At 55.3% G+C, this 25,174-nt stretch carries 19 protein-coding genes; 13 read left to right on the top strand and 6 right to left on the bottom strand.

Annotated features, from left to right (window positions below):
* Nucleotides 1-153: 153 nt before the first annotated feature.
* Nucleotides 154-1,959, top strand: coding sequence for a hypothetical protein (locus C4318_03400; GenBank protein MER3454188.1), 1,806 nt, complete (start codon nucleotides 154-156; stop codon nucleotides 1,957-1,959).
* Between the two features lie 4 nt (nucleotides 1,960-1,963).
* The gene (locus tag C4318_03395; GenBank protein ID MER3454187.1) at nucleotides 1,964-2,647 is read left to right on the top strand and encodes a hypothetical protein; all 684 of its coding nucleotides are present in this window, start codon (nucleotides 1,964-1,966) and stop codon (nucleotides 2,645-2,647) included.
* 46 nt (nucleotides 2,648-2,693) lie between these two features.
* On the opposite strand, the gene C4318_03390 is transcribed toward C4318_03395, so the two are convergent.
* Entirely contained in the window at nucleotides 2,694-5,726 is a 3,033-nt protein-coding gene (locus tag C4318_03390) for a bifunctional glutamine-synthetase adenylyltransferase/deadenyltransferase (protein ID MER3454186.1), read from the bottom strand.
* A 125-nt stretch (nucleotides 5,727-5,851) separates the two neighbouring features.
* Here C4318_03390 and C4318_03385 point away from each other — a divergent pair, with 125 nt between their 5' ends.
* Nucleotides 5,852-7,549: an NAD+ synthase gene (locus tag C4318_03385; GenBank protein MER3454185.1), complete on the top strand. Its 1,698-nt coding sequence runs from the start codon at nucleotides 5,852-5,854 to the stop codon at nucleotides 7,547-7,549.
* A gap of 35 nt (nucleotides 7,550-7,584) precedes the next feature.
* Here the strand turns inward: C4318_03385 and C4318_03380 are convergent, their stop codons facing one another.
* A complete protein-coding gene (locus tag C4318_03380; GenBank protein MER3454184.1) occupies nucleotides 7,585-10,533 on the bottom strand; it encodes a hypothetical protein in 2,949 nt (982 codons plus the stop codon).
* Between the two features lie 476 nt (nucleotides 10,534-11,009).
* Nucleotides 11,010-11,990, bottom strand: a complete 981-nt coding sequence (locus tag C4318_03375) for an HAD-IB family hydrolase (protein ID MER3454183.1) — start codon at nucleotides 11,988-11,990, stop codon at nucleotides 11,010-11,012.
* A 210-nt stretch (nucleotides 11,991-12,200) separates the two neighbouring features.
* Between C4318_03375 and C4318_03370 the strand changes: the two genes are divergently transcribed.
* The 6 genes from C4318_03370 (at nucleotide 12,201) to C4318_03345 (ending at nucleotide 17,185) form a co-directional block, all read left to right on the top strand.
* Entirely contained in the window at nucleotides 12,201-13,529 is a 1,329-nt protein-coding gene (locus tag C4318_03370) for a hypothetical protein (GenBank protein ID MER3454182.1), read from the top strand.
* A gap of 248 nt (nucleotides 13,530-13,777) precedes the next feature.
* Entirely contained in the window at nucleotides 13,778-14,893 is a 1,116-nt protein-coding gene (locus C4318_03365; protein MER3454181.1) for a hypothetical protein, read from the top strand.
* Nucleotides 14,894-14,900: 7 nt separating this feature from the next.
* Nucleotides 14,901-15,608 carry a hypothetical protein gene (locus C4318_03360; protein MER3454180.1) on the top strand — a complete coding sequence of 236 codons (708 nt, stop codon included), beginning with the start codon at nucleotides 14,901-14,903 and terminating at the stop codon, nucleotides 15,606-15,608.
* 13 nt (nucleotides 15,609-15,621) lie between these two features.
* Nucleotides 15,622-16,434 carry a hypothetical protein gene (locus C4318_03355; GenBank protein MER3454179.1) on the top strand — a complete coding sequence of 271 codons (813 nt, stop codon included), beginning with the start codon at nucleotides 15,622-15,624 and terminating at the stop codon, nucleotides 16,432-16,434.
* Nucleotides 16,435-16,556: 122 nt separating this feature from the next.
* Nucleotides 16,557-16,802 (top strand): hypothetical protein, encoded by a 246-nt coding sequence (locus C4318_03350; protein MER3454178.1) that lies wholly within the window; start codon nucleotides 16,557-16,559, stop codon nucleotides 16,800-16,802.
* Nucleotides 16,799-17,185, top strand: a complete 387-nt coding sequence (locus C4318_03345; GenBank protein ID MER3454177.1) for a hypothetical protein — start codon at nucleotides 16,799-16,801, stop codon at nucleotides 17,183-17,185. The genes C4318_03350 and C4318_03345 overlap by 4 nt, the downstream gene beginning before the upstream one ends.
* Here the strand turns inward: C4318_03345 and C4318_03340 are convergent.
* On the bottom strand, nucleotides 17,162-17,662 hold the full coding sequence (locus C4318_03340; GenBank protein ID MER3454176.1) for a TIGR00725 family protein: 501 nt from the start codon (nucleotides 17,660-17,662) through the stop codon (nucleotides 17,162-17,164). The two genes, C4318_03345 and C4318_03340, sit on opposite strands and share 24 nt — an antisense overlap.
* 281 nt (nucleotides 17,663-17,943) lie before the next feature.
* Between C4318_03340 and C4318_03335 the strand changes: the two genes are divergently transcribed.
* On the top strand, nucleotides 17,944-18,432 hold the full coding sequence (locus tag C4318_03335; protein ID MER3454175.1) for a transcription elongation factor GreA: 489 nt from the start codon (nucleotides 17,944-17,946) through the stop codon (nucleotides 18,430-18,432).
* Between the two features lie 35 nt (nucleotides 18,433-18,467).
* Here C4318_03335 and C4318_03330 read toward each other — a convergent pair whose 3' ends face one another.
* Nucleotides 18,468-19,397 carry a hypothetical protein gene (locus C4318_03330; GenBank protein ID MER3454174.1) on the bottom strand — a complete coding sequence of 310 codons (930 nt, stop codon included), beginning with the start codon at nucleotides 19,395-19,397 and terminating at the stop codon, nucleotides 18,468-18,470.
* Nucleotides 19,375-20,181 (bottom strand): hypothetical protein, encoded by an 807-nt coding sequence (locus C4318_03325; GenBank protein ID MER3454173.1) that lies wholly within the window; start codon nucleotides 20,179-20,181, stop codon nucleotides 19,375-19,377. Before C4318_03325 ends, C4318_03330 begins: the two co-directional genes overlap by 23 nt.
* Before the next feature lie 307 nt (nucleotides 20,182-20,488).
* On the opposite strand from C4318_03325, the gene C4318_03320 reads away from it, so the two are divergent.
* Genes C4318_03320 through tmk form a run of 3 tightly spaced genes read left to right on the top strand, consistent with a single transcriptional unit; the run spans nucleotide 20,489 to nucleotide 25,170 of the window.
* Nucleotides 20,489-22,945 carry a type I DNA topoisomerase gene (locus C4318_03320; protein ID MER3454172.1) on the top strand — a complete coding sequence of 819 codons (2,457 nt, stop codon included), beginning with the start codon at nucleotides 20,489-20,491 and terminating at the stop codon, nucleotides 22,943-22,945.
* Nucleotides 22,946-22,948: 3 nt separating this feature from the next.
* A complete protein-coding gene (locus C4318_03315) occupies nucleotides 22,949-24,511 on the top strand; it encodes a hypothetical protein (GenBank protein MER3454171.1) in 1,563 nt (520 codons plus the stop codon).
* Nucleotides 24,508-25,170 carry a dTMP kinase gene (tmk, locus tag C4318_03310; protein MER3454170.1) on the top strand — a complete coding sequence of 221 codons (663 nt, stop codon included), beginning with the start codon at nucleotides 24,508-24,510 and terminating at the stop codon, nucleotides 25,168-25,170. Before C4318_03315 ends, tmk begins: the two co-directional genes overlap by 4 nt.
* The last annotated feature ends 4 nt before the right edge of the window (nucleotides 25,171-25,174 follow it).

The raw sequence follows: 25,174 nt of genomic DNA, 5'->3' as shown, positions 1-25,174 counted from the left end.
AGCTACTGGGGAACGCTCCTAGTACCGGGACCTTGCATAAACCGAAGGCTGATACCACAACAGCAGGGCAGTCCACGGGGATTTCATTTGAGGTCGAAGACTGCTGAGGGTTGCAGAAGAGACTAGATAAATTTTCGAAAAGAAAGGACTCCAATGAGCGATCGAGACCGATCGATCTCGATAGGAAATACTCGCTTTAGACCACGACTCCGCACTGCCTTGGCTTTACTGGTAGTGCTGGCCGTCGGAATAGCCGGCATTTTAGCTGCCGGATGGACTCGCGCAAACTATGCGAATCCGAAGCGTTTTTACGTACACGACCTTCCCGCAGCACAGTCAAGCCCCGCTGTGTCTTCTCGAGTCGTACTCGTTGTGAGCGATGGCTTGAGGGACGATGTTGCTAGACAGTTGCCGAATATGTCTTCACTCGGACGTCGTCCCGATGCGGCATTCCTACGCTCTGTCACCGGAGTGCCATCATTGTCGACACCGGGAGCGATAAATCTTTTGTGCGGAGTTGGCCCTGTGCAGTCCGGTTTTCCTCTCAACGAAAGTAAAGGCGAGGTCAGCGTAGAGTGTCTTTTTGAAACGGTTGCGGCTGCCGGCCTTTCGTCTGCCGTTGCTGGTGTGGGTGAAGGATTCAATACGCGCTTTTACCTACCCAACACCGAAGTCTTTGCGCGCCCGAGTTCTCCTAGTCACATCGAATCCTACGTTCCGCAGGATTTCGAGTCTTTTCAGGCTACCAAGAAAGCCTTGCAGACTAAAGCGAGCTTTCTGTACCTCTACTTTCCAGACGTAGATGAATTGAGTCACCTATACGGAGCTCTCTCACGTCAGGGACTTGACGCGGCGAAAATAGTCGACGGGTTTGTAGGAGAGATCGCAGCCACTCTCGACTTCTCCCGTGACACCCTAATTGTGACCTCCGATCACGGGCACCGCGACGAGGGTGGTCATGGAGGATATGAGTGGCTAGCTCGCAGAAGTCCTCTCCTGATAGTGGGTAGAGGGATAAAGGGGGGAAGCACTGCAGATGTTGCTCAAAGCCAGATTGCGCCGACAATAGCTGCCTTGCTGGGGGTCCCTCGCCCCCGTCATGCAGAAGGCATGCCGTTACTGGAAGATCTCGAGGTGTCTGGGTCGGTGGCCGAGTCGATCCGTCAAGCTCACGAAGTGGCACTAGAGCGCAAGCTTAGAGCCGACTTGGCGAAGCTTTCCGACAGACCCGCTGCGCCCGGCGACGTCGAGGTTCTGAAGATGCAGATCTCCGAAGCAGGCTGGACAAGAGGTGTTCGGGAAGGCCTAAGAAGAACGCCCTACGCCATTGTGTTGTTGGGCGCCTTGTCCGTTTGTTTGGCTTTTTGCCGGGCATTGAGGAAAGAGTCATTGCTCGGCGGTATTACTGCCGCAGGAGTCTTTGCCTTTTTCATGTGGGCGACCGGCTGGAGGCTTACGATATCCCAGTTCAACGTTGTCTCCGACGAAACTCGCCTGACCCTTGCACTTCTGGGAGCTTCAGCAGCTGGGGTCTTTGTAGGATCTCTTGTCTCTAAAATTTCTGGACGGATCATAGCTTTATCAAACCGACCCTTCTCGGAACATCTAGTCGCGACTACATCCGCAGCCCAAGGTGTAGCTGGCCTTCTGGTGGCGTGGATGCTCGTCTACTACGGGCTCGAATACAGCTGGCGACTCCCGGACCTCAGGTTGGGATTGCCAACGTTTTGGGCTATGTACGCATCTGGATTTGCCGCAATATCAGCGGGCGTGTTGACAATAGTCGTCTGGCTTGCCTCGGTAGCCAGGGAACGCCGCCGAAAGAAGAGAGTAGACCAAAGAGAACAACAGGGCTCGCTCTCAGCGGCAGAAAGCGAAACGAGATTCTCGCTCACAGAAAATGTTCCGCCTGCTCACTCCAGTTCATCGGAGTTCAACCCATCTGTAGAAGGACGCTAAAGCTATGACGGGTACGAGGCTCCACCTAGAGATCGCTGCTCGGCTAGCGGCCGCCTTGGTATTGGGGCTGATCCTCGGCGCAGAAAGAGAAGCTCGAGATCAACCAGCGGGGTTGAGAACGCACGCATTAGTGAGTGTCGGTGCGGCATTGTTCGGAGTTATATCTGTGTACGGAATGCTTCCCTATGCCGGTGACAACACGCGTACAGATATATCTAGGGTAGCTGCACAAGTTCCCTCGGGCATTGGTTTCTTAGGAGCTGGAGCAATTCTGCGTTTTGGAGCTACAGTCAGGGGGCTTACTACGGCTGCGAGCTTGTGGGTGGTAGCTGCTATCGGGCTGGCAGCGGGCCTCGGAATGTACGTCCCTGCCATCATGGTCACGCTCGGAAGCGTTTTGACTCTGATGGTCTTCAGGATCCTTCGTAGACCTCTGAGAGGGTTTCTTACCGCGGGCAGATTCAGTGTAACGATTGAGTACGACCGCAAAGCGGACCTTGGGGTTCTAATTCGTGAGCTGTCCAAGAGGCCTTTAGAACTCGATCACTTGGACTTCGAGGAGGAAGGAGGTGACAAAGACCGGACCATCTATGCGGTACTGCGATGTCAGCCTGGTATTCAGCCTGAGCAAGCAGTGATGAGGATCGCCGATCTCGAGGGCGTAACTTCCCTCGAGTATGGCCGTTGAGATAGGTATTGCTGCCAAGCGGAGAGTTAAAAAACGGTAATCCCGCCTAATCGTCGGAGTAAAAGAGGCGTTCGAAGCTTGTGCGTGCCCGCCTCGTGACGCGTCGATAGTCATCGAGGAGGCGGGAGCGGGGATGCCCCATGTATCCCAAACTTTCGGCGAGTATTACTGTCTCTTCTGGGCGGGAAGGAATGGTGTCCGACTGCCGTCCTTTGATAAGAAAGATTCTGTTTCTGATGTGGCTGCACAACAAGTATGACTCCTCTAAGCGCCGCGCGTCCTCTTCAGGTATTTTTCCGAGCTTTGCCAAAACCCTCAAGCGCTCTAGCGTGCTTCCGGATCGAAGTTCGTTGTGCTCAGCTCCGTACCGCAGCGACAATAGCTCCACCAAAAATTGGACATCAGTTAATCCCCCTGGTCCCAGTTTAAGATCGAAACGACGGGACGCCTTTTGCGGTGAGCCTCGCTCGCGCTCGACTCGTGCTTTCATGAGGCGGATCTCCCGCGCCCTGGATTCGGGGAACGGAGCGGGCCAGATCTGCTCCGTTACCTCTGCCATAAGGCGGCGAAACAGCTGCTCGTCTCCAGCGACAGGCCGTGCTTTTGCGAGCGCTTGAAACTCCCAGGTGTCGGCCCAGTTTTTGTAATAGGAGACGGCGGCATCGAGACTTCGAGCTAAAACCCCGGCGCGGCCTTCGGGGCGGAGATCTGCATCTAGGTTGAGTCCGGGTCCTGGGGTGCCTAGCCCCTTGAGATCCTGTAGAAGGCGGGTGGCAATAGAGTGCGCCGCCCCTGCCGCATCTCTTTTCTCGGAGTCGGTAGCTGAGGGGTCCGTGTCGTAAATGAACATGACATCGATGTCACTGGAGTAAGTCATCTCCCGAGCCCCGAAACTTCCGAGTCCTATTACACAGAATCGGATTTGAGGCTTTCCTAAATCGGAGACCGCAGCATCGAGGAGTACAGTGATCGCACCCTGGGAGACACCACACAGCTCCTGGGCCACAACCTCAACCTCGGAGCGATCATTGGAAAGAAGATCTCTGGTTGCTATGCGCACCAGCTCTCGATTGCAAAATCGAAGTGTTCCTTCGAGGATTTCTCGGTACCCGCTCCTCCACGATGCTGTTCTGCGGGCCTCCTCCACCAGAGTTGTATCGTCTTTTTTTGACAAGAGCTCCTGATCATCGGAGAAGGCATGGATGTGCTCAGGGGTTCGAATAAGCAAGTCCGCTACTACCTTCGAAGTACCGAGAACTTTGCACAAGCGTTGGACAGCCGCAGGATTCTCTCTGAAAGTAGAGACCAGTACCACTTGGTCGCCGACTGCTCCTACGAGATTTCGTAGGTTGACTAAACCGGTTGTGGGATCGGGAGACTCGGAAAGCCACTCCAAGATCAGTGGCATAAGTTGGGCCATTAGCCTACTCTTGCGAGAAATTCCTTTCGTCAGCTCCTCTAAGCCCGCCCTTGCTCGTCGGGTATCCCGAAACCCCAAGGCCCTAAGACGCTCTTCCGCCACAGCTATGTCCAAAACATCGGAGCGCCCGGTTTCAGAGGTATTTGATTTGGGAAGAGCGGCGAATGCTTCTAGTAACGGCCTGAAGAAGAGGCGACGATGGAGTTCCCTCACCTTTGCTGTCACCTCCGTAAACGCATTGTCGAAGCGCTCTTCTGCCGAAGCAGCTTTAGTGTCGGAGTAGCCCATGGACTTGGCTAGCACGCGAAACGAGCGTGGATCCTTGGGAAGGTCATATCGAGCGGTGTCGTTTCTCAGCTGAAGTCGATGCTCGACGCGCCGGAGAAATACGTACGACTCTCGCAGTAGACTCGTGTCGTTCCCCGATATGTATCCGCCCTCTTCTAGAGCGTCGATAGCGTCCAAAGTGTTTGGGCATCTAATGGAGTCGTCGTGCCTACCATGTATGAGCTGTAGAAGCTGCACAGCCATTTCAACGTCTCTAATTCCCCCCGACGAGCGCTTGATGTCGAAAGTTTTAGTAGTGCGGGCCGCATGAGCTTCCGATCTTCTTTTTATATGGCGTATGGACTTGATGGCCTCTGCATCCAAAGTGTCGGGCCAGAGGTAGGTAGAGGCTTTTTCCATAAATGCTCGGAGAATGCTTTGGGGACCAGCTACAGGGCGAGCTTTTATTAACGATTGGATCTCCCATGGCTCGGCCCACGTGCTCCAGTACTTCTCATAGGAGGAGACAGAGCGTACGAGCGGTCCAGACTGACCCTCGGGTCGCAAATCTGGATCTACGAGCAAGATTCTGTCTGCAGGCACCTCTCCTGCCAAAAGCGTCATGAACTCTTTGACTAGGGCGGCTGAAGACGAAGACGTAAAGGCCATTTCATCTAAAGACACTCGCTCAGTCGTTGTGCCGGGCACATCAGCGCTGTCTGTCCCCGACTGCGCGGACCTTGCACCACAAACCATTGACTCGCCAAGATTCGTCTCGACACGGCTCTCCTGGGACGCACTAAGATCGGCTGAGGCGAACACCAAGTCGACGTCGGAAGAGTAGTTGAGTTCCTGTCCCCCGAGTTTTCCCAGGGCAATGACTCCCACAATCTCCGCACCGCCGACTCGGCTCCAGGCATTACGGATGCACAGATCGGCTACAGCGGAGTAGCGAGCGGTGTAGGTTTCAAAGGATCCTTCGTCAGCGAGGTCGGCTGCAACAATACGCATCCACTCCCTCCTGCGGAAGCGCAGGAGAAGTCTGCGAAAGTGAACGTGATCCTCCGCAGCTCGCTCTCCCGCCGAGAGTTCTCTATCCCCCAGAAGGTGCCACGCTTGAGCTACATCTGGGATCGTCGGGGAATCCAGCCCTTCTGCCACCGCTTCTAGGGCCTCAGGGTCGTCCAAGATATAGCGTAAAGCTGCCTGCGATGTAGCCAAGAGCTTGACCAGCCGGGCTGCAGCACGCTCGGCATCGGGGCTAAAAAAGGGTTCAACGTTGGCTGGAACTAGCTCAAGAAGGCGTTCCAAGGCCGCCCCGGCTCTATCAGGGTCTGGGCTTAAACGAACGAAAGTTGCGATGTGGCGAGGAATTCGCATTGGATCGATCATAGAGGGGCCTAGCAAATTATGCTGTTCGCAATGCTCTCTGTATTCGGTTTCTTCTCAGCATCGCGCGAATAACGCCTGCTCGTGCTGGTCAGTCACGGTTTGAACGAGGCAGTGGAGAAACATCTGTGCGTGCACTTCTAGCCCAGCTCGATTTTGTCGTTGGCGACGTCGAGGGAAACTCGCGCCGCATATCGGACGTTATTGCAGAGGCTCGAAAAAGCGGCATCGACCTGGTCGCCTTTCCAGAGCTAGCCCTTACTGGATATCCACCGGAAGATCTACTTTTGAAGCCCTCCTTTGTAGAGGCCAATTTGATTGCCCTCCGAGACATAGCGGCTCGATGCGAAGGGATCGTCGCAGTGGTAGGCCATGTCGGACGCCTCCCGGCAGGGTTAACGAACGCCGCCTCGGTGCTAAGAGATGGCAAGGTCGTGTCGACTTACGCCAAGCGACTTTTGCCAAACTACGGGGTGTTCGACGAAAAGCGCTACTTCGTTCCAGGTGATGATTTGGTTGTAGTAACCGTTGGGAATCCCTCGATAGACGTGGGGATATCTATATGTGAAGACGCATGGTCTGCCTCGGGTCCTTTCATAGAGTACCGGTCGATGGGAGTCGGTGCGGTTCTCAACATCAACGGGTCCCCCTATCACATGCGAAAGTCAAAGGAGCGCTCTGGGGTAGTTGCTGAACGGGCAACGGAGGCTAACGCTGCCGTGATGTACTTAAACCTAGTGGGGGGTCAGGACGAGCTTGTCTTCGATGGCGGGTCTTTCGTAGTCGATGCGGCGGGAGTGGTGCGTGCAAGGGCCGCTCAGTTCGAAGAAGCTTTGTTCGAAATTGAGGTCGATCCGCAAGGCACAGTGTCGGGTCCTATCGAGCCGGAATACGACCCTTTGGGAGAGGTCTACGCCGCCTTACTTTTGGGAACCAAGGATTACGTTGAAAAGAACGGGTTTTCGGGTGTGGTCGTCGGACTCTCAGGCGGGATAGACTCGTCGCTCACCGCCACGATAGCTGCAGATGCGCTAGGACCAGATGGTGTCGTTGGGGTGAGCATGCCTTCTAGGTTCACCAGCGACCAATCGCGCCGCGACGCAGCTGATCTGGCTAGCAGGCTAGGAATCCGCTTCATAGAGCTCTCCATTGAGAAACCGTTTCGTGCTTATTTGGAGGTACTCGAGCCAGTCTTCGAGGGGCGATCCTACGACATAACCGAGGAAAACATCCAAGCGAGGATTCGGGGCAACTACCTCATGGCACTTTCCAACAAGTTCGGCTGGCTAGTTTTGGCTACGGGAAACAAGAGCGAGCTGGCGACGGGATACTCGACTCTTTATGGTGATATGGTCGGAGGATTCAGCGTTCTAAAAGACGTTCCCAAGACACTCGTATACAGCCTTGCCCGCTACAGAAACTTTTTCGGAGTCGGCGATCTCCCTTCGCGGCAGGAGCGAATAGACGCGATGGAGGGACTGGAAGAAGCCGATCTGCAAATGGCGGTGTCAAAAGATGAGGGACCGATTCCTCATAGCGTTCTGTATAAGCCTCCAACTGCCGAACTTAGAGAAGGACAGACAGACCAAGATACACTTCCTCCATACGAGGTCCTCGACCGCATCATCGAGATCTATGTCGAAGAAGATGGCAGCCTGCAAGACGTTGTGGATTCGGGAATCGACGAGGAGACTGCGAGGCGGGTTACGGCAATGATAGATGCGGCCGAGTACAAGCGCCGGCAGGCAGCGCCAGGGGTGAAGATCACCGCCAAGGCTTTCGGCAAAGATCGGCGGCTACCAATTACCAACCGCTACCGAGGATAATCGCTTTTCGAGTGTTTCTGGTACCGAGGAAGGATCTACGGTCCACACGGTGGACCCAGGTCATCGACCCCAGACGCGGGTGAGTTAACTGCCAGTGCCGATCCAAATGACGCAGTATTGGAAAACCAGCAACTTCCCTGCCCACTTGGCCACAGAAACCGCACTTTATACTGGTATCCGCTGTCCGAGGTCTTGGGAACCTTGAGCGAGTACGTACCGCCGCTCACCTGGGTCCAACCTGCGAAGTGCGATCCGTCGTGGGTATAAGCGTATACGAGGGTCCCACCTAGGGGAGAAGATCCTACTATGAGGCCTGCTGGCCTGAGACTGAAGTTTGCCGTGGCAGGCGGAGCAACAGCGGTGGCTTCCGAGAAGGACCAGGCTCCGCTCCAAAAGGCGTTCTCCCTCGTGACAGTCGGAGCGTGCACAAGAAGCTTGTACGTGCCGGGCGGAAGAGGCAGCGTATACCGACCTGTATCTTGGACGCCGGTTTTTGCCCATCCCGCAAAAGCAGAGGTATTTGCATCGTACGCATAAACAACTGCCTTGTTGATATCGGCAGCTTCTGACATGTCCGGACCTGTGCCTTGTGCCTTTACGTAACCGGTTATAGCGTCTGAGTTCGCAAAGAACATATGGTGCACTCCCGATGGCGATGTGTACGTGTCTGCCTGGGTATAACTCAGTTTGAGGTTGTACCAGGCGTTGAATAGCCCTGACCCTGCAGGCGGCCTAACTAGAATCTTGTAAGTTTCTCCGCTAGATACAGTGGCGGGAACGCTCGCTGCCCAGCTGCCATCGCTAGAGGTGAGGGTGACGTAGGCGAGGGTACCTGTACTAGTCCTATACAGGCTGACCTCGGCATTTGCCAGCCCGCTGCCGTCCGGATTGTGCACCATTCCCGTGATGAAACCTTGGCCCGTGAAGTTGGTGGTGGACAAGGGTGTTCCGGGAGTTATGCAGGCTGCGCTAGCGAAGTTGTCGGCAGGCGCAGCAGTACCGCTATACCAGCCGACCAAGTTGGGTGCGCCTGGGGCGGAGCGGACTTCAAACTTGGCCTTGACCCCTTTTGCTGAGGGCCCGTTCGGCGTTGGAGTGTCAACTACAAAGGTTCCGTCCGAGAAAACATAGGTCGGCGTTGCCTCGAACTGTTGACCCGAGCAGTCCCACAGCGCGACGCTCGCTTGGTCAACCCCAGTAACCCACGCGCCATCTTTTAGTACCTGGCCCTGCACTGGGGTGGCTGCGGTAAGCGTGGATGTCAAGTCACCCCCATCTCCGACGACCGCAGGGACAGGTCCAGGAGATGTTGTCCACACCGAAGCCGTGTTCCAGTCATTGGTCCCACTTGCAGGAGGTGCTAGAGCAGCCCATCGAGTGGCATTGCCGTCCAGAGGCGGACTAGTTATAAGGACTTTATAGTTGCCCGAGCCTGTGTTGGTGCGTATGTACCACCTTCCGTCGCCCCACCCCGGAGTCTGCTGCAACCCAAAACCTGTGTTTCCGATCGTTGTGTCACAGCCCCAGCTTGAAGGGTATGAACCCGGTTCAGGACCGGCCGGAACCCCCGCCGGGCCGTCATAAGGGAGCTGACCGCCCCTGCACGGCACAGCATCCCATCCAAAACCGGAGTTGACGTAGTTTCCTGTGGAGGCGTCAAAAGCTCTGACTATTGCTCCCCCGAGGGGTCGCCCGTTCGATCCTGCCACCACCCCTCGCATGCCAGCAGGGCATCCAGGAAAACCCGCGGTAGCCAGCCGATCACTTCCTTCAATGTAAGAGTGTCCTGGACTGGTTACGTCGTCTGCCGCTCTTACGGTGTATGCGTAGTTTCCGCATACTTTGGGGACCGTGGCAACCCGTTTACTTGATGCAAATGTGTCGATGCTAAGCGCCACACCATAGATTGAAATGCATGGATTCAAAAGGATTCCGCATGTCTTGTAAGTGTCAGGCTGGCCATCACCGTCCATGTCGCCTGGAACTCCAAGTCTGTCGTCTTGGCCTTGATAAAGGATGAGCGAGTAAGCGCCTGGGTATGGGTCGTCACGATAGACGAACGCCTCCAGATACACGGAGGCTCCCAGACCTAGCTGCTGGCCGAGGATGTTGGTGATGTTGACGCCGGCACATGCGAGAACCGACCAGCGGGCATACGCCCACCGCTCCCTCCGTCGGTCATAAAGCCGGCCTTTTGGATGGACTCCTAGACCAGGCACTTCATAAGGACCTGCATCGTTGGTTATGGTGACGATGTGGGCAGGCCCTTCGCCTGGCTCGGTACCAGTGATTCCTCCTTCACCCGGGACCCATCCTGGGCAGGCTCCTTCCCCGCCAAGCGGAAACTGGTCAGTGGTCTTCTGCTCCCTCGCCCATGTGCACTGCGCATTCCAGGTGTACTCAGGGATGCCACCGTTCCAAGAGTCTATGCACACTCTCACGGTTGCAGTGCCTGCATCGGGGTTTCCGGAAAGGTTGATCGGATTTCGTGAGGGATCCCCAGGTTTTCCTCCTCGACCAGCAAAGACGAATCCATCGGGCAGAGCGGTGCCTGAAGCTATTTCAAAGTCGGTCGTTCGAGAGTATCCAGGCTCGATCACGAAGGTGATGGTGTTGGACTTGGCTGCAGAAGAGCGCATGTAATCGCGCTCGCACGTGAATGGGTCCGGGTCGGTGGCACACTGTTGTACTCTTCCGGGAATCCCAAAGTTGTGCACGAACAACTTGAGAGCAGGGGAAGAACCGGGCTCCGGTCGCCACCCTGAAGCCGCGGTGCTTGTCATGGCTATCTCGACGTCAAGCTTGAATTCACCTTGCGAAATAGAGAGCGCCTCTAATTTTTCGCTCTTCAAAAGGGTAGCTGCAGGGGTAACGACCAGAAGTAGTCCAACTACAAGTGCGAGACGCTGTTTGGTTGTCCTGCCAAGAACGCGATATCGACCAACGAACTCAACAGGTTTGAAGGCGCACACTACACGCCGCATCGCGTACTCCTTGCGCTGTCTTCACGGATAAGACTCCCTCGAGCTGCCACGACTTGAGCAGTGTCTCACATTTGTCTTTTGGTTTGGCTATTAGACCCGCAGAGGCATAGATCCGGAGCCCGACTTGTGCAAGTTATCACGGTTTGCGGAGGTCGTCCAGCGCTTCGCGGGCACCCTGGAAAAAATGCTGATATGCTCGGAGTAAGATCGTCTTCTCAAAGCATTCCGCTAAAGAGACGTGAGCTTTTACGAAGACGAGTCGCTTTGCCTAACGGCGAGACTTTGTGCCACGAAAGGGCAAATTGGAGGTAGACATGAAGAAGATAATCGTGCTGTTAGTACTGGTCGCCTTGGGCGTTCTGGTAGCGCGTGCTATTAGCGGGCGGGAAAACTACTAGTATCGTAGTTCCCGCTGGTGCTCTTGTAGCCCTTCTAGCTGTCCCTAAATGCTGACGTGTCGGCTGGGGACGTACCAGCTAGAAAAGGTTGTTGTCTTCGCTTTCGCGAAGATATTGAACAGTGCGCTTGAGCAATAGCCTATAAGCGATTGCTAAGGAGGCGGCCGCCACTACGGCGAGCCATAGTTTCCTTTGCGAGATCCCCTGGGGAGGACTCCCCAAGGCGACCGTTTTTTCGAAATACAACACTGGCCAGTTTCGCTCAAATGCGATCTTTGCGAGCTCGCGATCTGGGTTCACTGCGTGGGGATATCCCACGACATCGAGCATCGGAAGGTCTGTTATTGAGTCGGAGTAGGCATAGCTTAGGGAGAGATCGATCCCCCTAGCTTGGGCGATCTCTTGCATGGCTTTGGCTTTGTTGGGCCCGTAGCAATAGAACTCAATCTCTCCGGTATACTTTCCATTGACCGTTTGTGCTCTAGTAGCGACAAAGTCATCAGCTTTCAACATCCGGGCGAGCGGCTCGACAACCTCTTCGGGGGCGGAAGAGACAATGTAGATTCGGCGGCCTGCTCGGCGGTGCAGGTCGAACAGCTCTAGTGCTTCTCGGTAAATGAGCGGGCGAATGGCATCTTCTATTGTCTGGTTGATCAGACGCCGCACTGTAGCCTCGCTCCAACCTTTGGTGAGTTCCGTTGCCGCCCGCCTTGCCTTTTCCATCTTCTCTTCGTCAGCTCCAAGCGCGACGAAGAGAAGCTGAGCATAAATGCTTCTCAAAAGCGTCGGCAGACTCACCATCCCCTCTCTATAAAAGGATTTTCCGAGGGCGAGCACCGAAGACCTCGCTATCACGGTTTTGTCGAGATCGAAAAACGCAGCTTCCATTGCTTTAGATTGTCGCGCTCTTCGATGCGATCGTTCCGTTTGTTGGGTGCATCGTAGCCAAAGTCTTTCTCGGTGGGATACGGGCCCTCCATAGGCCTCATAGGCCTCAGTTGCATCGCTGCTCTGTTGGGTCGCCGGTTCCTCCTGACGAGAGGCGGGATCTTGAGACATGCGGTAAGGCTTCTAGTTTTGATGTCACCGGTTGCTGTGTAAGCTAAGTCACGGCATCGTGACGTAACAATATGCAATGCTACCCAAAGATATCCATGTACTCATGACGTTGTAATTTGCAGGACGAGATTCGATGTTTGCGAGAAAGCGGGAGCTTGTCGCAAACAGACGACGCAGGCGACAAGATCAAGTCGAAAGAGAGGGTGGCAGTTGGCGCCGGTAGTGGTGGTAGGTCCTCCTGAGAGTCCCGTCTCCGAGCTAGCCCGGTATTTGCGGGAGGTGGGGGTGGCGGCGGTCCATGTTTATGTGAGGGGTAAATCTGTAATCGAAGGCCGCTCTTTCGGTGAAGCGTGGGCGGATCGTGCTGCCGAACGCAGCACTGAGGCAAGTCTGCGCCAAATTTCAGCGATAGAGAGTAGGAGCGTGCGAGATTTTACGAATGAAGCTCCCGCAGAAGCTGGCATTGGTGACGATTTGAGTAGGGACACCGACTATGTCAAAGCATTCTCCATGGCGAGCGGTCGGTTGTCGGTGGTCGTGGCCTGGGAGTCGGTGGTAGGTGTTGTGGCTGAGTGTGTCGGCTCGACCGGCTCTTGCAGCGTAGTGGTAGTGGGTTTTTCCAAAAGAGATGTCGTTGCTGCTTGCGCAACTTCTGAGGCCGACTACGCTGTCGTATGGCCTAAAGAGAAAGAGCTTCTGGCAGCGGTGGTGAAGGCCGAAGCGAGTGTTTTCGAAGCTGAATCAGATCTCGGCAACTCTCTCTTTTGCGTCGGAGTGACTTCTATTAAATCCAGTGGCGCCACTCTCCTCACCGCCAATCTGGCGGCGCAGCTGACGTCGATGGGTAGGAGAGTCTTTCTTGTGGATCTCGATGATTCATACAAGGAGTTAACGGAGCTTGTAGGAGGAAACGACGCCTCCTCGCCTCGGCTAAAAACCACCGTTGGAGAGGTGAGCGGCACAAATTCAGTGCCGACCGGGGCACACTGGCTCTACATCGCCGAAGAAGTAGTGGACGCCGAGGGCTGGGCATCAATGCGAAGTCTTGCTGATGCGGAGGCGTCCGATGTTCTCCTCCTTGACGTGCCCGGGCGCCGCCTTGACCCGCTACTGAGGCAGATCGAAAAAAGAGAACTGGCTGCGCCCGACGCGTTTTTCGTAGTACTTTCGCTCGACTACTTCGGGGTCCGTCAAGCGCATACAGTTCTGCACAAAATCGACGCGCTTCTACAGGAAAACAAAAGCGCCGCAGTCATGTTGTCGTTTCGAGGCAGTGGCCCTCGTCCAGACGAGATCATCTCGCTCCTAGGGGACCGGCCCACTTTTGAGCTTCCATGGGTTCCTGAAGAAGCCGGAGCTGCAATCGATGAGGGATGTCTTCTTGCTCCTTCCGACAGGACTGCATATGGGCGAGCAATGGTAGAGCTGGCCGAGTGGATAGTGGGGTTTGCCGGAGGGCGTAACACGCGTTTTGGCTGTCACCTCAAAGAGCTTGCTGAACCCGAAAGGAAGGGACGGCTAGAGTGGTCTCGAGCCTAAACGTGTCTTTAGCAGCCGATTTTAACCCGAGTAGCATTAGCGATCTCGAGGACGATCTCCGCCGGCGCCTCCTAGAAGAGCATGCTCGATGTAGGAGCGAAGCCTTAGCAGCGGCAAGCGATAGTAGATGGAACATCGCGCTGTCCAAAGCCCGGGCTAGGGCGCTGGCGGGTGCGGCGCTACGAAATCGCTTCGGAAGCGTCAGCTCGTCTCATGCAGCCGAGGCCGCAGCGAACATCGTTGACGAAATGCTGGGCCTGGGACCAGTAGAACCATTCCTCGATGACCCATCCGTTAGTGAGGTAATGATCAATGGCCCTTCGGAGGTGTGGGTTGAGCGCGGCGGTAGGATAGAGGCTACGGGTACCGCGTTCAAAAGCTCCGAGCAACTGCGGTCCTTTATTGAGCGCGTAATTGGCCCGCTCGGTCTACGAATCGATGATTCGAGCCCGATAGTCGATGCCCGTCTTCCCGATGGATCTCGTTTTCACGCGGTTTTGGAGCCTGTTGCTCGAGGTGGACCTGTTGTAACCATCCGAAAGTTTCGCAAGGCAACCTTTAGCCTCAATGAGTTAGTCGCTTCAGGAACGCTTTCTGGCGAAGCGGCTCAGCTTCTGGTCGAGGCTGTAAAAGGACGCGCCAACATCGTAGTGTCGGGAGGAACTTCTACAGGTAAGACCACACTACTGAATGTCCTTTCCTCGCTGATTCCGCCGCGGGAGCGGATCATCACGATAGAAGACGCTGCTGAGCTTCAGCTTCAGCAAGAACACGTCGTGTCTTTGGAGGCACGGCCTCCTAACTCCGACGGCGCAGGTGAAGTTACGCTGGGCGATTTAGTGAGAGCTGCCTTGCGGATGAGACCTGACCGCATCATTCTCGGCGAAGCCCGAGGGGCGGAAGCCCTGTTTATGCTTCAAGCGATGAACACTGGACACGAGGGGAGCTTGACCACGGTTCACGCCAACACTCCTGACGACGCCTTTTTTCGCATAGAAACCATGACGCTCATGGCCAATGTCGGATTGTCGGTAGAGGCGGTGCGCTTACAGATTGGATCGGCTATCGACTTAGTGGTGCAGATGTCTCGTGGGGAAGGAGGAACCCGTCTTGTTACGGAGATCTCGTGCGTAGATCGGTCTAAACCCTGGCCGCATTTGCTTCCGCTTTTTTGTGTGCCTTCCCAAGTAAATGTGACGTCCGAAACAAAGCCGGGCCTGGTAAAAGTCGACGACATCGAAGTGTTCTTTCGAAGGTTGGAGCGCAGAGCTTCCAAGCAAAGACGCGCAGGTGTTGTCTCAGACCCTGCTAGCACAGGTAAAACATTGCCTTTGCAAACGGAGATGTCAATACCGGGTCGGTAACGCTTCGATGATTTTGGGCCTCAGAAAATCCAACCCTGCCGGTGTAGCACTGCACTTGATTTGCGCCATAGCCGCAGCGATCACGGTGTTCGGATTTGGACCACTGAGCGTCGTCCTAGGAGCCGCGGCAGGCCTCGTTGTTTTCGAGGTACGAACACGTGCAGCTCTTAGAAGGGCAAAGATAATAGCAGAGGAGGAGTTTGCCGAAGCGCTCGAGGAACTGGCTGAAGCTGTCAGGGCCAAGGGTTCCTTGCGGCTCGGAATCGAAGAAGTTGCGCGCACTGGGCCGCGGTCTATTGCCCCGGCATTTGAGCGAGCATCGTATTTGTTGGCGCATGGATTCTCGCTCGATCGAGCCCTGGCAGGATTGTTCTCTTTACAAGACCTGCCCGGGGCTACGGCTCTGGAAATGGCGCTGCGAACCCACATAAGGGCAGGTGGGAACCTATCGGCTGCACTCGAGATCCTCGCAGGCTCGTTGCGTCAGCGGATTTCGGTGCGTCGTGAGCTTGAGGCCCTCACAGCTCAGGCGCGCCTATCGAGCCTGGTCTTGGCCACTGCTCCCGCAGGATTTGCGTTACTCTCCTACGCGCTGGGCCTAGGCGGGCGCTTTCTAATCTCTTCTTCCGCAGGAAATGTGGTACTCGCAGGCGGCTTGGCCCTAGAGCTACTCGGATATTGGTGGGTAAGGAGGGTTTGTGCGACTAAGTGGTAGTTCGCATAAGAATATGGCCAATCAGTCCTCTACAAGAGTGGCGGCGCAAGCCCTGGTAGTGTGCGGAAACCAGCGACCTACTACAGCCGAGGAGTCTGAATTGGGGCGCCGTGAGTGGTACTGGCAGCTACTCTTCTGGTGGCGGAGCTTGACACGCAGAGTTGGTGATTTGTTGAATGATCGCCTGGAAGAGGCACGAGCCGCAGGAGTTTCCGAAAACAGTCTGCGCATATTGAGAGGTGCCACGATTTCCGGCATACCCGCTGCGCTCCTGCTCGGGTTTGCGCTCTCCGGCATCGCAGGGGCGCTCTTGGGGGTTGTCTGTGTCACCTGGACATTTGAGGCTTCCCTGAGACGAGCCGTGTCAGCTGAGCGAAGCCGGTTTCGAAGAAGCTTTCCTGACGCCCTAGATCTTCTGGCGATTGCCTGCATGGCTGGAATGAATCCCTACAGAGCATTTCAGGCAGTCGCTGCCGTTAGGCCGAAAGGGTGCGAGAGCGTATTCGAGTACCTAGCAGCGGAGTTGACTACGGGTCGGACGACTTCTGAAGTACTCGCCTTCACCGCTAGGCAACGAGGGTGGGCTGAGCTTGCAGCGTTGTCAAGGGCCATTGCAGGGTCGGAGCGATTGGGGCATCCCCTGGGACCCGCTCTAATGCGCCTAGCCCGCGACCTCCGGGAGCGTGAGATTCGAGCGGCTCAGGCTTCTGCTCGAAAGGCGCCTATAAAGGTTCTTTTTCCGCTGGTCTTTTGTATCTTGCCCGCGTTTGTCTTATTGACAGTGGTTCCTGTCTTAGCAGACACATTTGCGGTTATTCGTGCATGAAGCAGAAAGCAAAGTTGAAGGCATTTTTCGCAGCTTTTGAATTGGGAAGAGGTAGCACCGCTTCGCATCAGAACCGAGCCATCTGTTTATAAAGCCGTCAATTTAGCTAAAAGGAGGGGGAAATGCTATACGACGCTGTCCAGTACGTTGTGATTCTGGCGGATCTTGCTTTTGTCAGGTGGCGAGCTACTGCCTCGCAGCATAGCCAACAAGGCGATGAAGGACAGGCTACTCCCGAGTACGCTCTGGTGATCCTTGCTGCTGTTGCTCTTGCTGCGACGCTTATTGTGTGGGCGAAAAAGAGCGGAGCTATTGCAGAGCTTTTCGAGTTTGTCATCGGGAAAGTCAAAGAAGCAGCGGACAAGTGAATTATCGAGGGCCCGATGGGGGGCAGTCTACGGTAGAGTTTGCTCTTGTTTTTCCCTTAGCGGTGGTTGTTGTCCTTGCTTCGCTTCTAGCACTTTTAGAGGTGAGGGACAGGATACTTGTAACCCATGCCGCCAGGGCAGCGGCGCGCGTTGCCGCGTCAACCGACGATAGATCTTTAATCGAGGCTGCCGGGCGAAGCGCTGCGCCTCAGCTAGCTCCGGAAAGGCTCACCTTCGAAGTAGTAGGCGAACGAAAGCCCGGATCTCTCTTAGGTGTCGTTGTCCGGTACAAACGCCCTCTCCGTAGAGGCTTCGGGTGGGTGCTCGGTGACGAAGAAGAGATAACAGCCAGGCTCATGTTACCTGCGGAGGTGGCTGAGTGAGAGAGCGACGGCTACTTCGACCGCCTCCTTTGGCGTCGATGCGGCGTGTACAAGGCGTTTTGATTTCAGTTCGTAGTTGTGTTCTCCTGGCTGGAGATCCCAGGTGGCGAGCCCTACTACCGGGCGTCCGATTCGCAGCGCATAGGCGATCTCGCTCAAAGTTCCGAACTCTCCATCCACCGCAATCACGGCATGAGCCGACGCTACGACTGCAAGGTTCCGGGCGTGGCCAATGCCGGTAGCCACTGGGATTTGTACCCAGGGGTTTGCCTCCTTGGGATCCAAGCCAGGGAGGATACCAATCGTGAGACCTCCCTTCTCCATAGCTCCTTTACATGCAGCCTCCATCACGCCCTCCAGGCCTCCGCATACCAAGAGGGCGCCGGCGTCTGCGAGATGTTGCCCTACGAAATAAGCCAGCTCGTATACGGGCGGCGGCGGGCTCTGAGCCCCGCAGACCGCTATCACTGGTCGCATCTCCGCATTGGAACGCATTGATACCCCGACTTTCGCTACCAGGCCGGATAATAACCCGCACCAAAGAAAGGTCGCGAGTTCCCCTCCTATTCGTATCTTTATCTATATCTATGCGACCTATTAGGCCATGAGACCTATGAGACCGAGTCTATGAGGCTGAGATCGCAATGGCCCGGGGCAAACGGATCGCTCAATGATTAATAGGGAGTGAGAGAGATGGTATGCCGACGGTACGATAGGCGTTCTCTAGGCATTTTCCATTTGGCAGGTAGCGTACCCGAATGGAACAGAAAATCCGTCTTTCCCAGGCTGCAATAGAAAGCTTGCGCGCTGAGCTCGATCGGCTGGTGCACGAGATCAAGCCTGTGCTTATCGAGCGTGTGGGCCAGGCTCGTGCCCACGGAGACCTTTCCGAGAACGCTGACTACCACGCCGCGAGGGAAGAGCTGGCAAAAATCGAAGGCCGCATCCGAGAACTAGAGCAGAGGCTCAAATCTGCAGCGCCCGCCGAGATCGTCGACGATGGAATTGTGAGCGAGGGAAAGATAGTGGTGCTTCGGCTAGATTCCGGGGGTACGAGAGAGTTTCTTATCGCTGCACGGGAAGAAAAATCCGTTCTGTCTCGAGATACTCGAGTATCCCTCGTGTCTCCCAACGCACCTCTGGGAAGCGCGTGTTTGGGTCGCAAGGCCGGCGATACGGTCGAGTACGAGACGCCATCGGGCAGGATGCGGGCAGAGATACTCGAGGTCAAGGTTCCACAAAGTTGAGCAAGGAAACGGCGCACTTCTTCGCCGCTCTGTCACTACTGAATCAACGGCGGGCCCGGTTTGGACAGAAGCCCATCATCGCGTATGTCCTTGAAGGCATCTTCGTTACCGGAGGGCATTACTACGGAGGCGCCCCCGACGTCGGCTATAGAACCCGCGACGGTGTAGCTCTGCACCGTCGCAGGATCTAACGAAATTGCGCTCATCGCGAGGCGGAAAGCTTCAGAGTAGGGTATGTCCAACTCGACAAACTCACTCGCTAAACCTATGTATTTGACTATCTTCGATGGATCGCTCGGCACTTCTGAGCGGATCTGCCTAAACGCATACAACAGAAGCCTCGCCTGGTTTTCGGTTCGCTCGAAGTCGCCCCGCACGAACGCCCGATTGCGAACGAACGCTAAAGCCTCGTCACCGTCCATATGTACGGGGCCCGGCGCAAAGTGAGCTCCGGAGTGAGAATCGTTCATTGACTCAGGCACCACCACCGTTACGCCGCCGATACGGTTTATGAGTGCAACAAAGCTGTCGAAGTCGACCATGGCGTAGTAATCAATGTCGAAACCGACAAACTTTTCTACGGTCCTGACCTGTTCTTCTGGCCCTCCATATTCCAGAGCTGCGTTGATCCGATCTCTGGCTCTGCGAGACGGAATTTCCACATAAGTGTCCCTAGGTATGTTTATGACGGACGCTTTGTTGAGTTTGGTGTTGTAACTCACCAGGTGAAGCGCGTCTGCCCTTTGCCCTTCTACCGAGCCGTCCCGCCGCCGATCCGATCCGATGAGAAGGATCCTTACGATCCCCCCCTGTAGGTCGATGGCTTTGTTGTACTCGACTTTGTGAACTGTGACCGCAGCATTCTTCTGGCCGGAGGCTGGGGCGGGATAGACGAGCGTGTACACTAAAAAGCTCGCTACCAGCCATCGGCAAATTCGCACCCTAACGACCACTCGAGCCTCCATCAACGACTTCTTGCATGCTTGCGGGGGCGTCTATCTTTTGGCGGCACTCGTAAGATATGACTTTCCATCCCGACGAGGACTGTTCGACGACGAAGAAATCCTGTCGGGAGATGTCTAAAGGTGTGCCGTCCTCCAGGTAGCCACGAGCCCCCAGTGCTACTGAGACGCCGGCGTGTGATACGCTCGCTTTCGCTGGGGAAAACAAAGTGACTGTGGCTGTAACGTCGTGAGGCTCGAGCACTCCGGAAATACGCGACGCAGCTTCTGCCGGCGTCATCAAAGCTGCATGCTCGCCGAGCGCCTTCGCTGCGATCGTGGGAGTAAACTCGGAAACAGCGCCTTCGAAGTTTTCGGTGGGAAACACTACGCCAAATAGTGTTCCGTTGTAGTAGCGATGTACAGGCTCAAGCACCTGCACAGCGATTTCGTCTGCTTTCGCAATAGATGACGCGCCGGCACCCACTACTTCTGTCTTTGTCGCATGTAGCTCTAGGCCAAGGGGTGTAGGTGCGGTTGGGGCTCGCTTGGAGCAGGCGGAGAGGATCAGCAGTGCAGCGAACAGACCCAGGGCTAGCTTGGAATAAGGTCTTTGTTTATGCGATTCTGATCCAGTTTGGAAGGTATCTGTTATTTTCGCCAAGGGCCTGCTGGTCTTATCGATCGTCATCTTTTTGCGAATCCGGCGAATAATCGTAGCCGACACCGACTCGGAGTCGGCGAATATCAGTTTTTTATCACGGAAATAGCCGGTTTTCGTGCGATCTAAAGCACACAGGGCTGGCAAGCGAGCAACTATTCTTGGAGTTCAACGTGACGTCTAGCATGGCTTGGAAGGTAAAGACTTTTTGGAGAGCTGTGCTACCGACCGATCAGCATTACGCTACATTGACACCCCGGTAGCGCAATGTAGGGTGCACGCTAGAGTTCGACCAGTTCGACCGGAGCGACGGCCTATGCTGCGAAATCCGGTACGGGTTAGGAGCGAGCGAGCTTGAAATCACTGACACTGCAAACCTTTGCGTTTTATAGCTCAAAGTAAACAATGACGGAATCATTGGGTTTCGATCTCAAAAGCTAGACTGGCAGTCCGCATGAGTAGTAATCGAGTTTCAGCAAAAAAGTGTGGAGTTGTACCAACTGCTGGCTCTGCTGCGTCGAAGCGATCAGGGAAAAGAGGTGGCGGCAGGACCAGCAGCTCGCAGAGTTCACGCTCAATGAGCGATGTTAGCGAGGGTACCCTAAAGTCATCTTCGCGGTCGGGCTACAACCTCGTCGTCGTCGAGTCTCCCACCAAAGCAAAAACGATAGAAAGGTATTTGGGTACCGGATTCAAGGTGATCGCATCACTGGGGCACGTAAGGGATCTACCCAAAAAAGATCTCGGAGTAGACGTCGACAAAAATTTCGAGCCCAAATACGAGGTGATCCCCAAATCTAAAAAGGTGGTAGGGCAGCTGAAAAAGGCTGCATCTACGGCAGAGGCTGTGTATCTAGCGACTGACTACGACCGCGAGGGCGAGGCAATTGCGTGGCACGTCCTCCAGGCCGCGAACATCGAACCCGCCAAAGCAAAACGAGTCACGTTCACGGAGATCACTCGCTCGGCAATCGAAGAAGCATTCAAACACCCTCGTGATATCGACTCTGCTCTCGTCGACGCGCAGCAAGCGCGAAGAGTTCTTGACCGGCTCGTCGGCTACAAGCTTTCTCCGTTCTTGTGGACAAAGATCAGAAGAAATCTCTCTGCTGGCCGAGTCCAATCGGTGGCATTACGTCTGATAGTGGACCGAGAGCGGGAGATCCAGAATTTTCAGCCCCGTGAGTATTGGACGGTCGAGGCAAGGCTGAGCCGAGTAGATGATCCCCAGGGTGGGGTGTTCTCGGCCCAGCTCCATAAGGTTAGAGGAAAGAAGCCAGCACTCGAAACCGAGGAGCAGGCTACCAAACACGCTGAAGCTTTGCGAAATGCCTCCTACCGTGTGGAAGAAGTTCGCAAGAAGCAGGTTAGGCGCAATCCACCGCCACCGTTTACTACTTCGACACTGCAACAAGAAGCTTCCAGAAAATTAGGTTTCACCGGTTCTAAGACAATGTTGGTGGCCCAGCAACTCTACGAGGGAGTAGAACTGGGCTCAGAAGGCCAGGTAGGCCTAATCACCTACATGCGTACGGACTCTGTGCAGCTCTCCAAAGAGGCGGTCGATAGCATCGTTTCGACGGTCGAGTCCAGATTCGGAAAGGAGTATCTCCCTCAAAAGCCTCACACATACAAGACCAAATCAAGGGGAGCTCAAGAGGCGCACGAGGCAATCCGCCCGACATACGCTGATAAATACCCAGACTCCGTAAGGGCATACTTAACCGACGACCAGTTCAAACTGTACCGCCTAATTTGGCAGCGGACGATTGCCTCCCAAATGAAAGAGGCACTTTTCGATCAGACATCGGTTGACATCTCTGCGACTGGGGGATACCTGCTTCGGGCGACAGGACAGGTCCGGGTCTTCGATGGCTTCATGCGGGTGTACACGGAGGGGACAGACGAGGGAGAAGGAGAAGAGGGGACCGGAGCGCTCCCCGACCTACAAGAGGGAGAGAATCTCTTGCTTGTTGAGGTCGTTCCCGAGCAGCACTTTACACAGCCTCCTCCCCGCTATACCGACGCTTCGCTCATCAAGGCGTTGGAGGAGAACGGCATAGGTAGACCCTCAACCTACGCTCCTACCATCTCCACTCTCTTAGAGCGAGGGTATGTAAGGAGAGAAAACAAGAAACTGGTGCCCGAAGAGACCGGGTTTGTTGTTGTTGACTTTCTGGTCGAGCACTTTCCCGACATAGTGGATGTTGGGTTCACGGCCCGAATGGAGGAGGACCTTGACGAAATTGCCTCGCGCAAGCGACAGTGGGTACCTGTTATTCGTGACTTCTACGAGGAGTTCGCGCGGCATCTCGAAAAAAAGGACCACGAGGTACAGCCTCATCTTGAAGAAGCCGACGAGACGTGCCAAGTTTGCGGCTCAAAGATGGTCGTTCGGTTAGGACGCTATGGACGTTTCTTGTCCTGCTCTAGGTATCCAGAGTGTAAATTCTCAAAGCCGCTGAACAAGCCAGAGCAGCCTCAGCCAACCGGGGAAACGTGTCCCGAGTGCAAAAAACCTTTGGTGAAGCGACACGGCCGTTATGGAGACTTCGTCGGTTGTTCCGGCTACCCAGAGTGCAGGTATATAAAAAGGGAGGATAAGCCGACCGGAGCTCGGTGTCCCAAGTGCAAGGACGGAGAGCTAGTCGAGCGTCGCACGCGGAGAGGCAAGCTTTTCTTTAGCTGCAGCAGATATCCTGACTGCGAATTCGCAAGCTGGAAAAGACCTCTGGCGGATTTGTGCCCAAAGTGCGGAGGGACGCAGTTTGTGGAGCGCAATAGAGCGAGATGTTCATCGTGCTCGGCAGAGTTCGAGCTGACCGAAGCGTCCGACAATGAATCGGATTCTGGTAGGAACGGGGAGATTGCGGGGGAGGTAGAGGCAGCTTCTAGCACTGCGCGAGTGTGAGCCGTGAACTCTTTAGATCAGCGTCCCCCAGAAGGAGCTCCTTTTTGGACGCCTCAGGCGCGCAAGTTCGCTGCCGCTCAAGTCATTTCCAGTCTCGGTGACTGGATCGGGCTCATAGCTATTCTCGCACTCTCGTTTCGTCTCACCAGCGGCACCAGGCTGGAAGTGTATGGGCCTGGAATGGTGCTCCTCACCAGGACAGTTCCAGGTTTTCTGTTCGGGCAGCTAGCAGGCCCTCTGGTAGATCGGTGGAACCGAAGGAATCTACTAGCTGCCTGTGACATAACCAGAGGGCTGCTTATAGCGAGTCTCCCATTCGTGCCAAACCTAGGGCTTCTCATCATCAACCAGTTAGTCTTCGAAATAGTAACGATGCTGTGGCAGCCCGCAAAAGAGGCGTCGGTACCGGACGTGGTGCCGAAAGATGGCATTTCGCGCATGAATTCGGTGTCACAGATAGCCGCATACGGGATGTTCCCAGTTGGGGCACTGGCTTTCTCTGGACTCGCTCACCTCGCTCAGCTCCTTGGAGGGCTGCCCTTCTTCAGGATCTTCGAGTTAAACCAAGAGTCACTGGCCCTGTTCTTGGACTCGGTGACGTTCTTTGTGTCGGCCTATTTGTTAGGCAGCCTGCAACTGAAACGCCACTACAAACCTAAACGCCCACTAGATCTCACCCTAGCTCTTAGAGAGACCAGAGACGGGTATCGGGCTATAGCACGCAACGTGCGGGTACGAACGGTGATCGCAGGAATGTCGGCAGCTATCTTCGGAGCCGGTTCAGTCATATCGTTGGGGCCTCTACACGTGAAACAGGATCTGGCGGGAGGAGCCTCTGGGTTCGGAGTGCTAGTGACGGCTTTGGGCATGGGGGCAGCTGTCGGAGTGCTCACCATGGAGACAGTTGGAGGGAAACTCTCGAGGGCGGCGGTATACCCCTTTTCTTTGGTGTGTGCTGGTGCTGCATTAGTCCTAGGGGCAGCAGTGACCACGGTTCCTGCAGCAGCCGCTCTACTTTTTGTCACTGGTGTAGCTGCTGCGCCCGCTTACATCGCCGGACTTACCGTAGTTCATCAGGAGACCGACGCGATCTATAGAGGCCGAAGCTTCGCAGCTCTATTGTCTCTGACTCGCTTGGCGATGATGATCGCACTGGGCGCGGCACCTGTGGTTGCAGGAGGGCTGGGATCGGTCACTGCTTCTTTATTCCCAGGGCAAAGGATAGGATTCGGTGCTTTTAGCCTGGTTCTTTCGGGGACCCGTCTTACGCTCCTTCTAGGAGGAGTAGTTATAGTTCTTTCTGGAATTGTCACAGCAGGAGTTTTCCATGGGGGTCCAGCCCAAAGAGAAGAGTCAGTAGTTTCCGCCGCATCCACCCAAATACAAGTGGAAGAAGAGAGGGTTAGGCCGGAGCTTGATCGTCCCAAGGTGTCAGTCTCTGACGTTGATCCGTTTCATGTCGATGCTCGGTTGGATTACGAAAACTCCGAGGCAATCGAGGGTGCTGGCCAGCAGGATCTAGAGGGGTCCGCCCAAAGCTTTCACCCTCCAGACCGAAGGCGATGAGCACCAAAGGAAGCGCCTTCGTCGTTATCGAAGGCGTGGAAGGATCTGGCAAGTCAACGCAGGCTCAGAGGCTCGCCCAAAATATCGCTTCTCTCGGATTGGAGGTAGTGCTCACGCACGAGCCAGGAGGGACACCGCTTGGATCTCGCATTCGGGCAGTACTTTTAGACTCGGAGGTTTCTGCCGCGGCCTTGGCCGAGCTTTTTTTGTATCTAGCTGACCGAGCGCAGCACGTAGCAGAGGTCATCAAGCCTGCTCTGGAGCGGGGAGCCGTTGTCGTGTGTGACAGATACACGCCTTCAACTGTCGCCTACCAGAGTGCGGGTAGAGGTCTAGATTTGGATCTTGTGGAGAGGTTGTGTGCACAAGCTTCGGGAGGCATCGAGCCGGACTTAGTAGTGGTTGTGGATGTGCCCCCACAAGCGGGTCTGCGCAGAAAAGGGACGAGTGTCGACAGGATGGAGCGGGAGCCCCTCGAGTTTCACTCCCGAGTGAGAAATGAGTACCTGCGCCAGGCCTCCCGTGAACCCGGGCGTTTCGTGGTCGTCGATGGGCTTCTCTCGGTAGACAAGGTGGAGAGAGCCATCCTGGAGGCTGTAGAAAAGAGGCTCTTGTTTTTGAAAGGGTGGCAGTCCTTTTCGCCCGAGTCTCGACAATAGAAAC

It is taken from the genome of Acidimicrobiia bacterium (assembly GCA_040289475.1).
GTDB lineage: Bacteria > Actinomycetota > Acidimicrobiia > ATN3 > PSLF01 > PSLF01.
This window is presented reverse-complemented; position numbering and strand designations above follow the sequence as displayed.

Coding starts and splice junctions, on each gene's coding strand:
- C4318_03400 (MER3454188.1), top strand. CDS start 154: ATGAGCGATCGAGACCGATCGATCTCGATAGGAAATACTCGCTTTAGA.
- C4318_03395 (MER3454187.1), top strand. CDS start 1,964: ATGACGGGTACGAGGCTCCACCTAGAGATCGCTGCTCGGCTAGCGGCC.
- C4318_03390 (MER3454186.1), bottom strand. CDS start 5,726: ATGATCGATCCAATGCGAATTCCTCGCCACATCGCAACTTTCGTTCGT.
- C4318_03380 (MER3454184.1), bottom strand. CDS start 10,533: ATGCGGCGTGTAGTGTGCGCCTTCAAACCTGTTGAGTTCGTTGGTCGA.
- C4318_03375 (MER3454183.1), bottom strand. CDS start 11,990: ATGTCTCAAGATCCCGCCTCTCGTCAGGAGGAACCGGCGACCCAACAG.
- C4318_03365 (MER3454181.1), top strand. CDS start 13,778: ATGCTGGGCCTGGGACCAGTAGAACCATTCCTCGATGACCCATCCGTT.
- C4318_03360 (MER3454180.1), top strand. CDS start 14,901: ATGATTTTGGGCCTCAGAAAATCCAACCCTGCCGGTGTAGCACTGCAC.
- C4318_03355 (MER3454179.1), top strand. CDS start 15,622: ATGGCCAATCAGTCCTCTACAAGAGTGGCGGCGCAAGCCCTGGTAGTG.
- C4318_03350 (MER3454178.1), top strand. CDS start 16,557: ATGCTATACGACGCTGTCCAGTACGTTGTGATTCTGGCGGATCTTGCT.
- C4318_03340 (MER3454176.1), bottom strand. CDS start 17,662: ATGCGACCAGTGATAGCGGTCTGCGGGGCTCAGAGCCCGCCGCCGCCC.
- C4318_03335 (MER3454175.1), top strand. CDS start 17,944: ATGGAACAGAAAATCCGTCTTTCCCAGGCTGCAATAGAAAGCTTGCGC.
- C4318_03330 (MER3454174.1), bottom strand. CDS start 19,397: ATGGAGGCTCGAGTGGTCGTTAGGGTGCGAATTTGCCGATGGCTGGTA.
- C4318_03320 (MER3454172.1), top strand. CDS start 20,489: ATGAGTAGTAATCGAGTTTCAGCAAAAAAGTGTGGAGTTGTACCAACT.
- tmk (MER3454170.1), top strand. CDS start 24,508: ATGAGCACCAAAGGAAGCGCCTTCGTCGTTATCGAAGGCGTGGAAGGA.